The organism is Elusimicrobiales bacterium (assembly GCA_041651175.1).
Classification (GTDB): domain Bacteria; phylum Elusimicrobiota; class Elusimicrobia; order Elusimicrobiales; family Elusimicrobiaceae; genus JAQTYB01.
Genome location: JBAZJT010000033.1, coordinates 1 through 14,078 on the forward strand (window position 1 = coordinate 1; position 14,078 = coordinate 14,078).

The 14,078-nt window shown below is 59.1% G+C and carries 14 protein-coding genes; 8 read left to right on the forward strand and 6 right to left on the reverse strand.

Going from position 1 to position 14,078, the window contains the following annotated elements:
- Window positions 1–155 precede the first annotated feature (155 nt).
- The 4 genes from WC421_11330 to hrcA all read right to left on the reverse strand — a co-directional run bounded on the left by WC421_11330 (window position 156) and on the right by hrcA (window position 4,282).
- Window positions 156–599, reverse strand: a complete 444-nt coding sequence (locus WC421_11330; protein MFA5162819.1) for a hypothetical protein — start codon at window positions 597–599, stop codon at window positions 156–158.
- A gap of 149 nt (window positions 600–748) precedes the next feature.
- Complete coding sequence (gene dnaK / locus WC421_11335; GenBank protein MFA5162820.1) at window positions 749–2,659, reverse strand: molecular chaperone DnaK; 1,911 nt, start codon at window positions 2,657–2,659, stop codon at window positions 749–751.
- 1 nt (window position 2,660) lies between these two features.
- Window positions 2,661–3,170 carry a nucleotide exchange factor GrpE gene (locus tag WC421_11340; GenBank protein ID MFA5162821.1) on the reverse strand — a complete coding sequence of 170 codons (510 nt, stop codon included), beginning with the start codon at window positions 3,168–3,170 and terminating at the stop codon, window positions 2,661–2,663.
- Window positions 3,167–4,282 carry a heat-inducible transcriptional repressor HrcA gene (hrcA, locus tag WC421_11345; protein ID MFA5162822.1) on the reverse strand — a complete coding sequence of 372 codons (1,116 nt, stop codon included), beginning with the start codon at window positions 4,280–4,282 and terminating at the stop codon, window positions 3,167–3,169. The genes WC421_11340 and hrcA overlap by 4 nt, the downstream gene beginning before the upstream one ends.
- A 147-nt stretch (window positions 4,283–4,429) precedes the next feature.
- Here hrcA and WC421_11350 point away from each other — a divergent pair, with 147 nt between their 5' ends.
- The 8 genes from WC421_11350 to amrS all read left to right on the forward strand — a co-directional run bounded on the left by WC421_11350 (window position 4,430) and on the right by amrS (window position 12,528).
- Window positions 4,430–5,056: a DUF47 family protein gene (locus WC421_11350; protein MFA5162823.1), complete on the forward strand. Its 627-nt coding sequence runs from the start codon at window positions 4,430–4,432 to the stop codon at window positions 5,054–5,056.
- Window positions 5,057–5,060: 4 nt separating this feature from the next.
- Complete coding sequence (locus WC421_11355; protein ID MFA5162824.1) at window positions 5,061–6,056, forward strand: inorganic phosphate transporter; 996 nt, start codon at window positions 5,061–5,063, stop codon at window positions 6,054–6,056.
- A gap of 155 nt (window positions 6,057–6,211) precedes the next feature.
- Window positions 6,212–6,376 carry a hypothetical protein gene (locus WC421_11360; protein MFA5162825.1) on the forward strand — a complete coding sequence of 55 codons (165 nt, stop codon included), beginning with the start codon at window positions 6,212–6,214 and terminating at the stop codon, window positions 6,374–6,376.
- A gap of 227 nt (window positions 6,377–6,603) precedes the next feature.
- The gene (locus WC421_11365) at window positions 6,604–7,635 is read left to right on the forward strand and encodes a hypothetical protein (protein ID MFA5162826.1); all 1,032 of its coding nucleotides are present in this window, start codon (window positions 6,604–6,606) and stop codon (window positions 7,633–7,635) included.
- The gene (locus tag WC421_11370) at window positions 7,632–8,612 is read left to right on the forward strand and encodes a polyprenyl synthetase family protein (GenBank protein ID MFA5162827.1); all 981 of its coding nucleotides are present in this window, start codon (window positions 7,632–7,634) and stop codon (window positions 8,610–8,612) included. The genes WC421_11365 and WC421_11370 overlap by 4 nt, the downstream gene beginning before the upstream one ends.
- 1 nt (window position 8,613) lies before the next feature.
- Window positions 8,614–10,500, forward strand: a complete 1,887-nt coding sequence (dxs, locus tag WC421_11375) for a 1-deoxy-D-xylulose-5-phosphate synthase (protein MFA5162828.1) — start codon at window positions 8,614–8,616, stop codon at window positions 10,498–10,500.
- Complete coding sequence (locus WC421_11380) at window positions 10,484–11,326, forward strand: TIGR00730 family Rossman fold protein (protein MFA5162829.1); 843 nt, start codon at window positions 10,484–10,486, stop codon at window positions 11,324–11,326. The genes dxs and WC421_11380 overlap by 17 nt, the downstream gene beginning before the upstream one ends.
- A gap of 32 nt (window positions 11,327–11,358) precedes the next feature.
- Window positions 11,359–12,528, forward strand: a complete 1,170-nt coding sequence (gene amrS / locus WC421_11385; protein ID MFA5162830.1) for an AmmeMemoRadiSam system radical SAM enzyme — start codon at window positions 11,359–11,361, stop codon at window positions 12,526–12,528.
- Between the two features lie 99 nt (window positions 12,529–12,627).
- On the opposite strand, the gene WC421_11390 is transcribed toward amrS, so the two are convergent.
- Both WC421_11390 and WC421_11395 read right to left on the reverse strand, forming a co-directional pair.
- Window positions 12,628–13,413: a hypothetical protein gene (locus tag WC421_11390; GenBank protein MFA5162831.1), complete on the reverse strand. Its 786-nt coding sequence runs from the start codon at window positions 13,411–13,413 to the stop codon at window positions 12,628–12,630.
- Window positions 13,414–13,719: 306 nt separating this feature from the next.
- The coding region (locus tag WC421_11395; protein MFA5162832.1) for a hypothetical protein at window positions 13,720–14,078 on the reverse strand (359 nt) is incomplete at its 5' end.

Here is a 14,078-nt window from a genome sequence, read left to right on the forward strand (position 1 = left end):
ATTAAAAAACTGCACGGTTTTTGCGCGCTTGGCGCATTTTCCGTGCAGTTTCAGAGCGTTTCCACACCAATATTATCGCATTTCCCCGACGAGGAATTCAATAATATCAGAGTTTTTCAGTGGACCCTAATTTAGTATCCTGTCCCCATTGGCCCTCAAGGGGTCGACTTGGCGGCAAATTCTTTTAAAATATCCTCTCCTATCGCCGTATCTTTCCCCCATAAATCTTTTCGCATTGCCGAAACAGTTTTAATGTAAGAGGCGTGATTAAGGTTTTTTACAAATTCAGCCATTGCCCTTATTACCTCGTCATTAGCAAAAAGAATACTATGTAGCATTTCAGTTTTTACTTCTTCTTTAAAGTCCTCAACATTTTTCAAATCTTCGCGAAATTGCTGTACTTTCGCCAGACCTCTTTCGGGGTCAAGAATTGTAAGCATTTGGATTAAAATTGAGCCATATCTTTTCCGTTTCAACTGATGAATATCTTCCTCAACTTCTTTTTTATGCTGGAATCGAGATTGAAAATAAGCCCCAAAAAAACCCCCACCAAAAGCAGTCAATAAAACGACGATGATTTGTAAAACAGTATTTTCCATTATGTTGCCTTACTCATTAAAAGCATTCCCCTTTCCTAAATTACAACGTACCAATGGGGACAGTATACTATAAATTACATTTCTCCCTGATTTACGACGGAAGCTGTCATCGGACATTTATCCGATGACAGCTTCCGGGTTGCTGTTGGTTAATGCTTTTCGTCCACCACTTCGGCGTCTACTATGTCTTCTTTTTTGCCGGAGGCTGCGGCTTCCGGGCCTGCGCTTGCTGTGGCTTCGGGGCCGCTTCCGCCGGTCTGGCCTTGCGGGCCGTTTGCGGCTGCTCCGCCCGCGCTCTGCTGTTGCTGCTGGGCTTGTTTGTAGATGATTTCGCCCAGCTTTTGCGCGGCTTCAAGCGCGGCGTCTTTGGCCTTTTTCATTCTGGCGGCGTCTTCGCTTTTTAACGCCTCGCGCAGCTCGCCGAGGGCGCGATCTATCGTCAGACGGTCTTCCTGCGGGATTTTGTCGCCGTGTTCCTTGAGCGCCTTTTCGGTCTGGTAGAGGACGCTGTCGCCTTCGTTTTTGGCTTCCACCTTCTCCTTGTTGGCCTTGTCTGCGTCGGCGAACTGCTCGGCCTGCTTGACGAACTTGTCTATCTCGTCCTTGCCCAGCTTGTTCGGCGCGGAGATGGTGATATGCTGCTCCTTGTTGGTGCCGAGGTCCTTTGCCAGCACTTTGAGTATGCCGTTGGCGTCTATGTCAAAGGTAACCTCTATCTGTGGCATGCCGCGCGGGGCGGGGGGAATGCCGTCCAGGTCAAAGCGGCCAAGCGAGACGTTGTCTTTGGCCATGGGCCGCTCGCCCTGCAGGATATGCACCGTAACCGCCGGCTGATTGTCGGACGCGGTGGAAAACACCTGCTTTTTGCGGACGGGGATGGTCGTGTTGCGCTCTATGAGCTTTGTGGACACGCCGCCGAGGGTCTCTATGCCCAGCGACAGCGGCGTAACATCCAGCAGCAGCACGTCTTTTACCTCGCCGGTCAGGATGGCGGCCTGCACCGCCGCGCCGGAGGCGACGCATTCCATGGGGTCCACGCCGCGCTCCAGCTTTTTACCGACGTGTTCCTCCACGAAACGCTGCACTATCGGCATGCGGGTCGGGCCGCCGACCAGAATTACGCGGTCTATGTTGTCCATTTTCAGCTTGCCGTCGGTAACGGCGCGGTCTATGGACACGGCGCAGCGCTTTACTATCGGGTCCACCAGGCTTTCCAGCTTGGCGCGCGAGAATTTAAGCTGGAGATGCTTGGGGCCGCTGGCGTCTGCGGAGATGAAGGGCAGGTTAATCTCGGTCTCCATGACGGTGGAAAGCTCTATCTTGGCCTTCTCGCCGGATTCCTTGAGCCGCTGCATCGCCTGCGGGTCTTTTTTTAGATCAACGCCGGTGTCCTTGCGGAACTCGTCGCAGATATACTCTATGATGGCGTTGTCCATGTCGGTGCCGCCGAGCTGCGTGTCGCCGGAGGTGGAGATGACGTCAAACGTGCCCTCCTTGCCCATCTCCATTATGGTGACGTCCAGCGTGCCGCCACCCAGGTCAAAGACCATTATTTTCTGCTCTTTGCCCGCCTTGTCCACGCCGTAGGCCAGCGCGGCGGCGGTAGGCTCGTTTACCAGGCGCACAACCTCAAGGCCGGCGATGGTGCCGGCGTCTTTGGTGGCCTGGCGCTGGTTGTCGTTGAAGTAGGCCGGGACGGTGATGACCGCCTTTTCCACCTTGTCGCCCAGGAAAGCCTCCGCGTCGCGTTTTACCTTCTGAAGCAGGAAGGCCGAAAGCTGCTGCGGCGTGAACTGCTTGCCCCGGATATCGTATTTGTGGTCGGTTCCCATCTTGCGCTTGAAGGCGGTTACCGTGCCTTCGGGGTTGGCGACGGCCTGCCGGCGCGCCGGCTCGCCCACCAGCATCTGGCCGTCCTTGGTGAAGGCCGTGTAAGACGGGAACGCCTTGCCGCCGATGGAGCTGCCCTCCGCCGACGGGATTATTGTTACGTGACCGCCTTCCATCACCGCGGCGGCGGTGTTGGAGGTGCCCAGGTCTATGCCTATTATTTTCGCCATATCATTTCTCCTCCGCGGGGGGCTGCTCCTGCGGCGCCTCCCGCTTTTTTCCTATGCAGACTTTGGCGGGAACAATGACTTTCCCGCAGCAGGTAAATCCTTTCGCGGCCTCTTCTATGACGAGGCCGTCCTTGTCGTCCCCGCAGTCCAATGCGGCCAGGACCTCGTGGCGCATCGGGTCGTAGGGCTTGCCGACGCAGTCCATAACCTCCACATTCTCGCCGGCGAAAACCTTTTCAAACTCCTTGAACACCAGCTCCAGCCCCTTGCGCAGCTCGCCGGTGTCCTGTTTGTCCAGATGGGACTTGGCTTTGAGCATCGTCTCGTACACCGGCAGCAGCTGCAGCAGCATTTGCTGCCGCCCGAAGGCCACCAGTTCCGGCTTTTCGCGGTCCACGCGCTTGCGGTAATTTTCAAAATCCGCTTTCAGCCGGATAAGCTGGTCGTAATAATCCTCCTGCGGGGCGGTTTGCTCCGGCTGGGTTTCGGGCTCGGTTTCTTTCTTTTTCATTTGCGGCTCCTCTTGCGCGGCTCGTCATACTCCAGGGGGATGATTTTGCTCTCCGGCGCGAGCATGTCCTCCCAGTGCGAGATGGTGGTTTCCACAACCTCGCCGATGAAATTCACCAGCGATATCATGCGCGGATACTCCATATACTTGGGGCCGATGATGCCGACCATGCCCATCACCCGCTCGCCCGCGCGGTAGGGGCAGGTTATCATGCTAAAGCCGCGCAGCTCCTTAAGCTCGTTTTCCGCGCCGATGGCGATATCCACATGCCGCTCCCCGGAGGAAAGCGAGCGCATTTTTTCTTCCATCAGCCCGGCGAGGCGGCGGCGCTCCTCCATAAGCCCGATGGCGCCGGTCATGCCGGAAAAATCAAGCTGGCCCATGCCTTCAAGATAAAACTCGCTTTCCTGGGCGGAGCGCTGCTCCACATCCTCCAGGAAACGCCGGGCAAGGTCGGCTACGTCGCGCAGCTCGGAGCTGTCCTCGTTAAGATGCTGCCACAGCCTGCGCTTTGCCTCGCGTAGCGGCAGGCCGGAGACTTCCTGATTCAGAAAAGCCGCCAGCAGCCGCAGCCGGCGCGGGTGAATCTCGTAATTGAGCTTAACCGGCAAATGGCGCACGTTGCCGGAATCGGTTACCATCACCGCCAGTATCGCGCCGGGGCCCAGCGGTATGAAATCCAGCCGGACGACATTCTGCTCTGCCACTGGCGACGAGAAAGCAAACCCCGCCGAATGCGACAGCGACGCCAGCATCCGGGAAGTCTGCGCCAGAAGAGTGTCCATCTCGTCCATACGGCTGTCATACTCGCGCTGTATGGATTCCTTTTCTTTCAGCGCGACGGCCTGCATCCCCGCCAGATAGTCAACATAGGCGCGGTACGCCTTGTCCGTCGGTACCCGCCCGCCGGAAGTATGCTCCTGATGAAGCAGGCCTTCATCTTCCAGCTTTTTCATGATATTGCGCACCGTCGCGCTGGAGACGCCCATCTTCGCCTTTTTGGCTATCATATCGGAGCTTACGGGGCGCTTGGTCTGCGCGAATTCCTGAACAATCCAGCGGAGGATTTTATCCTCGCGCTCCTTGGCCGTTTCCGGTTTCAGTATTCTCATAATTAGCAGTCAGTCCTTATGACTGCTAGTATTATAGCCCAAAAAAACATTCTTGTCAATTCCCATGAGAGAGCGCTAGTTATGAATCCTTGCACCCGTGCCGCATATTTAGGTATGGTGTATATAATCTTTCGGCAGGAGAGCGCCATGCAATTCAATCTTATTCCCAAGGAAGAGCAGTTTTTTGATTTGTTTGACGAGCAGGCCGCCAATCTGGTCAGGGCGGCGCAATGCCTGTCGGAGGCTGCCAGGGGCGGCGGCAATTGCGACGCCGTCATCAAAAAAATCCGCGAGATTGAGCATGAAGCCGACACCGTGGCCCATGAAATCACCAATATGCTCAACCGCACTTTTATTACCCCGTTTGACCGGGAGGATATTCTGTCCCTGGCCAACAAGCTGGATGATGTCGTGGACAGGATGCACGCGCTGGTAACCCGGCTGATGCTTTATAAGGTGTCGCTGCCGGACAATGACCTGCTTTTGTTCGCGGATATTCTGGAGCAGTGCGCCGGCACCATAGTCAAGGCGGTGGGCGCGCTGCGCGACAGCTCGCGTAACAGCCGTATCATGGATTACTGCATAGAACTCAACCGCCTGGAAAATATGGGCGACGTGCTGCGCGAGCAGGTCATCGGACGGCTGTTTGAAAACGCGCGCGACGCCGTGGACATAATCAAGCGCAAGGAAATATACGAGATAGCCGAGAATGCCATAGACGAATGCGAGCATGCCGCCAAACTGGTGGAATCCATAGTGGTAAAACACGGGTGAACAAATGACGGCCACGTTGATATTCCTTATCTTGCTTGCGCTGTTTTTTGATTTTCTAAACGGCTTTCACGACGCCGCCAATTCCATAGCGACCGTGGTTTCAACGCGGGTGTTAAGCCCGCGCTACGCCGTCATCTGGGCGGCGTTTTTCAATTTCGTGGCGTTTATGGTGTTCAAGCATCACGTTGCCAACACCATCGGCAGGGGGATAGTGGACATCTCCGTGGTGGATACCAATGTCATACTGGCCACGCTTATCGGCGCGTGCGCGTGGAATATCATCACCTGGTATTACGGCCTGCCGACAAGCTCCTCTCACGCGCTGATGGGCGGGCTGGCGGGCGCGGCTTTCGTGAAGGCGGGGACAGGCTCTCTTGTGATGGGCGGGATTTCAAAGACGCTGGCCTTCATGATAATCTCGCCGGTGCTGGGGCTTATTCTCGGCGTGGCGGTGGGGCTGGTGGTGATGTGGACATTGCGCCGCAAAGCCCCCGGCCAGGTAGACGGCTGGTTCAGGAAAGGGCAGCTTCTCTCCGCCGCAGCCTACAGCCTGGGGCACGGCGGCAACGACGCGCAGAAGACGATGGGCATCATCTCGGTCCTGCTGTTCAGCCAGGGGCTGCTGGGCAAGGAATTTTATGTTCCCGGCTGGGTCGCCATGGCCTGCTATGCGGCGATGGCGCTGGGCACGCTTTCCGGCGGGTGGCGCATTGTCAAGACAATGGGCCAGAAAGTGGCCAAGCTGCGTCCCGTGGACGGTTTTTGCGCCGAATTCGGCGCGGCTTCCACTTTATATATAGCTTCCGCCTTCGGTGCGCCGGTAAGCACCACGCATACCATCACGGGCGCGATAATGGGTGTAGGCTCGCTCAGGCGGATTACGGCGGTGCGCTGGGGCGTGGCCGGCAGCATAATATGGGCGTGGATATTCACCATACCCGCCGCCGCCGCGATATCGGCCATCGCGTATTTCGGCTGCGTCCTGGCAGGGGTGCAGTAGAAACGCTTGATTTATATTACACAGGTTTTGCTATAATATCCTCAACAGGAGGTTCCTGCCTGGGCAGGAACAGATTAAAAAGAGCATTCGCTAAGCCGCAGCCTTGTATGGCGGCAATGAAGCCGCTTCGTTTCCAGCTCTTAGGAGAGACCATAATGCCCGTAGAAAGAACAGAGTATAAGGGAAACCCGCTGATTGTCCTCAAGCGCAACGAGGAGGATAAATATCCTTTCTCCTTCGGCGTCGGGAAAGCGCGCCTTATTCTCGAGAACATAAAAGAGATAGAGAAGTTCGTGTCGGAAAACGAAAAGCAGGGTTGAACCCGTAAACCCGTAAATTGCAGTTTGCAGCGAGAACCGAGGCGGCGGCGGAGGAATCCGCCGCCGCGTGGGTTCCCGCAACGTTGGTTTTTCTGACAGAACCGGCAGCGAAGCTGATGGCGCGGACGGTCTGCCGCGGTTGTTCTGCTACCCGTCGTCCGGCTCCTCTCTGCCGGATGCTGAAAATGTGCTTGCATTTTGCCCGCCATGATTACTAATGTAATAATATGGGCTTTTTGCGTAGGATTTTTGCGGTTTTTGCCGCTCTGGCGCTTTGCGCCGGGGCCTGCCATGCCTCCGGCGCCGGAACCACCTCCGCCAATTTCCTGAAAATACCCGCAGCGCCCGTGCCTGCGGCATTGCAGGCGTACACCGCCCTGTCCGGGCCGGACAGCGTGCTTTACAATCCGGCGGGGCTGGGATTTATGAATTTCGCCGCGCTCTCGGCGGCGCACAACCAATACATAAGCGGATTGCGGCAGGAGTATGCCGCTTTCGCGATGAACACCAACATCGGCACATTCGCGGTGGCGGCGTCTTTTCTGGGCAGCGGCAGTTTTGACGCTTACGACGCGGGCGGCAATCCCGCAGGACAGACCAGTTCCTCGCACATGATGGGTATTATAAGCTACGCGCAGTCGTTTCCGCACTGGAACCGGGACAGGGGCTCGCAGGACCCCCAGCTTCCGCTTGCCGGCTGGGCGCGCCTGGAGGATTTGGGAAAATACCGCCGCATATACAAGCGCGTCTCCGTGGGGGCCAGCCTCAGGTATTTCCACGAGCGTCTTGACGACGTTTCCTCCTCCGGCGTTACCGCGGATGCGGGCGTGGCGGTATCTCCGTCCAGAAAGCTGGTGCTGGCGGCATCGGTTCTCAATATCACCGGCAAACAGGATTTCGGCGGCGGCGGGTTTGACCTGCCCCGCACCATACGCGCCGGCGCGGCGACGGATTTTGTCGCCGTCAAGCGGCTGATGGTGTTTGCTCCGTCGGCGGATTATGTGAAAGAGCAGGATGCCGCCGGCTATTTCTGCGCCGGGCTGGGAGTGTCCGCGCTTGAGCTGTTTTCCATACGCGCCGGCATGCGGTTTGACAGGGACATCGGAAACGGCCTCTCCCTCGGGCTGGGCCTGGACCTGGACAGCCTCAGCGCCGAAAAAAGCAGCCTTTTCAGCGACATGCGCATAGACTACAGCTGGTCCGACGAGGGCGACATGGGTTTTTCCCAGCGCCTCGGCCTGCAGCTTCTGTTTTTATGAGATTTGAGAGCTATCTGAAAACCCAGGCGGCGCGGATAGACCGCCAGTTGCGCCGGCGCATGAGCGCGCTGCGCGGCTGCCCGCCCGTTCTGGCGGACGCGATGCGCTATTCCCTGGAGGCCGGCGGCAAAAGGCTGCGCCCGGCGTTGGCAATTCTGTCCGCGCGGGCATTTGGCCTGGACGGCGATGGCGCGATGCCGGCGGCCTGCGCGCTGGAAATGGTTCACGCCTATTCGCTGGTGCACGACGACCTGCCCGCCATGGACAACGACGATTTGCGCCGCGGCAAGCCCACCAATCACAGGGTTTTCGGCGAGGCTTGCGCCGTGCTGGCCGGCGACGCGCTTTTGACGCTGGCTTTTGAAACCGTTCTTGAAACCGCGGAAAACCCCGCCATCGGCCCCGCGCGGGCCTGCCGCGCCGCGGCCTGCCTTGCCCGCGCCGCCGGGGCGCAAGGCATGGTGGGCGGACAGACCGCGGATATATTCGCGGAGGGAATGCTCTCCGGCAAAAGCCGCCGCGCGGCGGGGCTGGGCGCGCTTTCCGCCAGGAGGCCGGCCTATTTCCTGCTGCCCTCCGGCAGGCCGGAGAAAGCCGGCATTCTGGATTACATACACCGCCACAAAACCGGCGCGCTGCTGCGCGCGCCGGTTGAAATAGGTGCCATACTTGCCGGCGCGGAGGGGGAAAAACTGGCCGCCGCGCGCGAATACGGGCGCGCCATCGGCCTGGCGTTCCAGATAGTAGACGACATACTGGATGTTACTGCCGACAAGAAGAAACTGGGCAAATCCGGCAGCGACGCCGCCAACGGCAAGCTGACTTTTGTCACCGTCTACGGGCTGGAGCGCGCGCGCCGCGAGGCCGCCCGCCAGATAAAAACCGCTCTTGCCGAGCTGGAAAAAACCCGCCTGCCGCAAAGCCGCCGGGAGGGGCTGCGCGCGCTGGCGAATTTCGTGCTGGAAAGGACTTACTGATATGCCTGAGAACATACTGCCGGAAATATCCTCGCCCGCGGAGCTGCGCCGGCTGCGCCCGGAGCTGCTGCCCCGGGTCTGCCGCGAAATCCGCGAGAAAATAATCAGCGCCATCAGCAAAAACGGCGGGCATCTGGGCTCCAGCCTCGGCGCGGCGGATTTGATTGTGGCGCTGCATTACGTTTTTGACACCCCGCAGGACAGGCTGGTTTTTGACACGGGGCATCAGGCCTACGCGCACAAGCTGCTCACCGGCAGATACGGCAGGTTTGACGGCATTCGCACAAAGGGCGGCATCTCCGGGTTCCTGCGCCGCGACGAGTCCGAATACGACTGTTTCGGGGCGGGGCATGCCTCCACCGCCCTTTCGGCGGCGCTGGGCATGGCCGCCGCGCGCGACCGCAAGGGTGAAAACCGCAAGGTGGTGGCCATAGTCTCCGACGGGTGCATGACCGGCGGCATGGCCTACGAGGCTTTGCAGAACGCCGGCCATCTGGGAACGGACATGCTGGTGATTCTCAACGACAACCAGATGTTTATCTCTCACCGGGTGGGGCAGCTGGGCGCTTTCCTGACCAGGCTGATGAGCGCCGGCTCGCTTAAAAACGCCGAGCAGCGGGTGGAAGCCTTCCTGAACCGCTTCGATTTCTGGGGCGCCAGCCTGCTGCGCGTGGCAAAGCGCACCAAGGTGCTGCTGTTTCCGGGAATGCTCTTTGAGGAGATGGGGTTCGCCTACCTGGGCCCCGTGAACGGCCACGACGTAGGCAAGCTGGTGGAGATACTGGGCCGCATAAAAGAGATGCGCGGCCCGGTGGTGCTGCATGTGGCTACAGTGAAGGGCAAAGGCTACGCCCCGGCGGAGGCCCGTCCCATAGACTATCACGGCCTGGGGATTTTTGACAAGGTAACAGGCGCGCCGGAGCCTGCCCCCGCCGGCGCCGCGCCCAGCTTCACCAAGGTGTTTGCGCAAACGCTTGTGAAACTGGCCGAGACTGACCCGCGCATAACCGCCATCACCGCCGCCATGCCCGAAGGCACCGGACTGGACCTGTTCCGCGACAGAATGCCGGAGCGGTTCTACGACGTAGGCATCGCCGAGGAGCATGCCGTTACTTTCGCCGCCGGACTTGCCTGCGAGGGGATGAGGCCGGTGGTCGCGCTGTATTCGTCTTTTTCGCAGCGCGCCTACGACCAGATGCTCCACGACGTGTGCCTTCAGAAGCTGCCGGTCGTGCTGGCGCTGGACCGCGCCGGCATAGTGGGCGAGGACGGCCCCACCCATCACGGGGTGTTTGATTTAAGCCTGTTCCGCAATATCCCGAATCTGGCCGTCATCGCGCCCGCCGACGAGAACGAGTTGCAGCACGCGCTTAAAACCGCCCTGGCGGCGGAGTCGCCCTGCGTGCTGCGCTACCCGCGCGGCGCGGGCTTTGGCGCCGCCATGGACAAGGAGCCGCAGCCGCTGCCCTGGGGCAAGGGGGTCTGGCTCAAGCGCGGCGATGCCGCCACCATAATCGCCGCCGGAAACCGGGTTCACCCCTCGCTTGAGGCGGCGCGGCTGCTGGAGGACAAAGGCATAAGCTGCGGCGTCATAAACGTCCGCTTTATAAAGCCGCTGGACGAGGAGATTATCGCCGAGGCCGCCTCCGCCGGGCCGGTGATTACCGTGGAGGACAATATGCTGGCGGGGGGATTTGGCTCCGCCGTGCTGGAGGCGTTCTGCGCGCGCGGCCTGCGCCCGAAAACGCTGCGGCTGGGAATACCGGACATATTCGTAACCCACGGACGGCAGCGCGAGCTTTTTGACGAGCTGGATTTGTCCGCCGGGAAAATAGCGGCGCGCGCCGCGGCTTTTATTGAGGAGACTTCACGTGAAAAAACCCGTTGAGCCGTTTGACCGTCAGAAGCAGACTCTGCTTTTAAGAAAATCCAAGCCTTACCGCAAGGCGTACCAGGATTTTGAATTTCTGGCGCGCGAGGAACTGCGCCCGCTGCGCCTCCAGCTCGAAATGATGAAGCCGGAGATGATTTTGCAGGATTACGGCATCACCTCCACGGTGGTGTGCTTTGGCAGCGCGAGGATATGGTCCAAAGAGGACGCGCTGGCCCGCATAGCCGCCGTAACGCGCGCGTGCAGGCTGGACCCGCAGAGCCGCCTTCTCTGCAACAAGCTGCGCTCGGTCAAAAATCTGCTTAAGATGTGCAAATACTACGAGGTGGCGCGCGAGTTCGCCCGCATCGTGGCCGAGGAGAGCAAGGGCCGGTTTATCATCGTAACCGGCGGCGGCCCCGGCATAATGGAAGCCGCCAACCGCGGCGCATACGAAGGCGGCGCAAAAAGCATCGGCCTCAATATCACTCTGCCGATGGAACAGGGGCCAAACCCTTACGTGTCGCCGGAATTCGCGTTCCGCTTCCATTATTTCGCGATGCGCAAAATGCACTTTATGATGCGCGCCAAGGCGCTGGTGGTTTTTCCCGGCGGCTTTGGCACTTTTGACGAGCTTTTCGAGGCGCTGACCCTGCTGCAAACCGGCAAGAAGCATCATTTCCCCATAGTGATGATCGGCAAAAAATACTGGAGCGACATCATCAAGTGGGACGCCATCGCGCGCTACGGCGTCATCTCCAAAGAGGACATCAAGCTGCTGCATTTTGTTGACAGCGCGCGCGCCGCATGGAATATCGTAAAAGACTTCTACAAGCTGGCCTAGCTTTCCTTCCGGCGGCGGCGTGTTTGTGCTTTGTGTGGCTTGTGGCGCTGTTCCCGCCGCCGGACACGGCGCGGCTGATTTTCGGCGGGGCGGATAACCCGGCGGCGCGGACGGCGGCGCGCTGGTCGTCCGCCTGCAACGGCGTCCAGTGCTTTGTCTGCCCGTTCAAGTGCTTTCTGCCGGAGGGGATGCGGGGCCGCTGCCGCGTCCGGCTCAACAGCGGGGGGGAGCTTAAGACCCTCGTCTACGGCGGCGCGGTTTCCGCGCATATAGACCCGATAGAGAAAAAACCCGTTTTCCACATGCTGCCCGGAAGCTGGATTTATTCCATAGCCACCGCCGGCTGCAACCTGCGCTGCAAAGCCTGCCAGAACTGGGAGATTTCGCAGATTTATCCCGAACAGGCGGAAAAGAGTATTCTTGTCCCTACCGGGCTTGACATTGTGCCCGTGCCGGGCAGCCCCGGCATGGCTTCCGTTCAGTTGAAAACCGAGCCTAAAAGCTGGCTGCCGCCGGAGGATGTGGTAAATTACGCTCTGGCCGCGCGCTCAAAAAGCATAGCCTACACCTATTCCGAGCCGATAGTTTTTTACGAATACGTGCGCGATACCGCCGCGCTGGCGCGCAAGCGCGGCCTTAAAAACGTGCTGGTTACCGGCGGCTATGCGAATCCGGCGGCGTTCAAGGCGCTGATTAAGGATTTTGACGTCGTTAAAATAGACCTCAAGGGCTTTGATGAAAAATTCTACAGCGGCTATGTCGGCGGGGAGTTGGAAAACGTCAAGCGGGCCATGCTGGCCGCCAAAGAGACCGGCATACAACTGGAAATAGTGAATCTGGTCATTCCCGGACTAAACGACAGCGAGGCTTCAATAACCGCATTATGCCGCTGGGTGAAAGACAATCTGGGCGCGGACACGCCGCTTTTTTTCAGCCGCTTCGGTCCCAATTACAAGCTGGCAAACCTGCCGCCCACGCCGGTGGAGACGCTGGAGCGCGCCCGCAACTCCGCAATAAAGGCGGGGCTGCGTTTTGTATACGTGGGCAATCTGCCCGGCGGCGCGGGCGAGACCACTTTCTGCCCCAAATGCGGCAAGCCGCTTATAGTGCGCTACGGCTACCGGGTTTTGCAGGATGTTGTTACGCCCTCCGGCGGAAAATGCCCCTACGACGGAACCCCCATCCCCGGCATCTGGAAATAGTCTTGTTCCGGGTTTGCGCATAACACAGGCGGGAGACATGTTTTGCATGTCTCCCGCCTTGCAATATCTCTCCGCTTTCGTCTGTTGTCTGTGTGCGCTTTAGTTCACCAGGGCCTTGGCCGCCGAGAGGCCGTTGGCCTTGTCCGGCAGCACGGAGGTCTGAATTGTGTCCTGTCCCGTGGTTCCACCGCCTCCCGGCACATTGTAGTCGTTGCCTGTGCCGCCGGACGAGCCGGACAACGCTTTACCGGAAGACGACGCCGCCGATGCCAGCGACGATGATGCTGTGCTCGTGTTTCCGACCGATAACCTCATCGTCAGCCGCGCATCGGACCCGCTGGAAAATGCCAGCGACGACACATTGCTGGCCAGAACCTGGTACGTGCTGGAATTCGCGGCGTTGTACTTGCTCATGTCCGGAACATGCACCACCGTGTTGCCTTTCAGAAACACGGACTGCATTGTTTTATTGTCCGGGGACATGTACTGGACCGCAGACCCGCCGGAGGCTACCTTGAAGCACAGGCTGCGGGTGTAGGTCGTCTCGTCATAAAGCCCGTCATGGCAGTACTCGTGCAGCCAGCCCGCGCAGTTCATCACATTCGGCTGTTTCTGGCAGCCGCCGCCGGGGCTGGGATAATTGGTGCAGGTGTCTATTGTCGCCACCGTCTGGGGGACGGAACCCGGCATTACGGGGGAATTCTTAACCCCGTCTATGACGGTTTCAAGCGCCACGTTTGCCTGGCTGAGGGCAAGCGCGTTCTTGTCTATTGATGCGTTGGAAGTCGCCACCATCCCGGACATGGCTGCTATAGTCAGCGCCATCGCCGCCAGGGCCCCCACAGCCGCCAGCAGTTCAACCAGCGTCGCTCCGTGTTTGTTCATAAACTCCTCCCGCAGTCTGCGGCCGCGCAGTTTTCGTTCGCCGAAAAATATGGCCGCGGTTTCAAACACAATCCTCTTTCTTCTGCGCAGATGCGCGAAAGCGCATTGCCAGGAAGATTGCCCGTAGAAAACAAGAAAACCCCTGCCTCTACATCCATAGTATAACCCATATGCCCCGCAAGTCAATGCCTTTATGCGCGTGCCAGGAAACAACGAAGGCGGGGGCTATGCGTTGCGCATAGCTCCCGCCTTGAATATCCACTGCTGCTGCCGGAGCGAGCCTTCCTTTACAGCGCGGCCCGGAACCTAGTTCACCAGCGCTTTGGCCACTGAGGTGCCGTTGGCGCTGTCCGGCAGCACGGAAGTCTGCAGATCACTCTGTTCGGAGGCGGCAGTCGTGCTGCTCCCGTCCGTGCTGGTTCCGTCAGTGCTGCTTCCGTCAGAGCCGGAGAGGGCCTTCTTGGACGCTCCCGACAGGCTCTTGCCGCTGGAGGAGGACGAAGACGCGCTCGCCAGCGATATTCTCATCGTCAGCCGCGCATCGGCCCCGCTGGAGAACGACAGCTTGTCCACATTGCTGGCCAGCACCTGATAGGTGTCGGGATTTGAGGCGCTGTATTTGTTCATGTCCGGGGCATGCACCACCGTGCTGCCCTTCAGGAACA

Bases quoted from the DNA above. Each gene is read 5' to 3' on its own strand.
- WC421_11330 (MFA5162819.1), bottom strand. From the start codon at position 599: ATGGAAAATACTGTTTTACAAATCATCGTCGTTTTATTGACTGCTTTT.
- dnaK (MFA5162820.1), bottom strand. From the start codon at position 2,659: ATGGCGAAAATAATAGGCATAGACCTGGGCACCTCCAACACCGCCGCC.
- WC421_11340 (MFA5162821.1), bottom strand. From the start codon at position 3,170: ATGAAAAAGAAAGAAACCGAGCCCGAAACCCAGCCGGAGCAAACCGCC.
- hrcA (MFA5162822.1), bottom strand. From the start codon at position 4,282: ATGAGAATACTGAAACCGGAAACGGCCAAGGAGCGCGAGGATAAAATC.
- WC421_11350 (MFA5162823.1), top strand. From the start codon at position 4,430: ATGCAATTCAATCTTATTCCCAAGGAAGAGCAGTTTTTTGATTTGTTT.
- WC421_11355 (MFA5162824.1), top strand. From the start codon at position 5,061: ATGACGGCCACGTTGATATTCCTTATCTTGCTTGCGCTGTTTTTTGAT.
- WC421_11360 (MFA5162825.1), top strand. From the start codon at position 6,212: ATGCCCGTAGAAAGAACAGAGTATAAGGGAAACCCGCTGATTGTCCTC.
- WC421_11365 (MFA5162826.1), top strand. From the start codon at position 6,604: ATGGGCTTTTTGCGTAGGATTTTTGCGGTTTTTGCCGCTCTGGCGCTT.
- WC421_11370 (MFA5162827.1), top strand. From the start codon at position 7,632: ATGAGATTTGAGAGCTATCTGAAAACCCAGGCGGCGCGGATAGACCGC.
- dxs (MFA5162828.1), top strand. From the start codon at position 8,614: ATGCCTGAGAACATACTGCCGGAAATATCCTCGCCCGCGGAGCTGCGC.
- WC421_11390 (MFA5162831.1), bottom strand. From the start codon at position 13,413: ATGAACAAACACGGAGCGACGCTGGTTGAACTGCTGGCGGCTGTGGGG.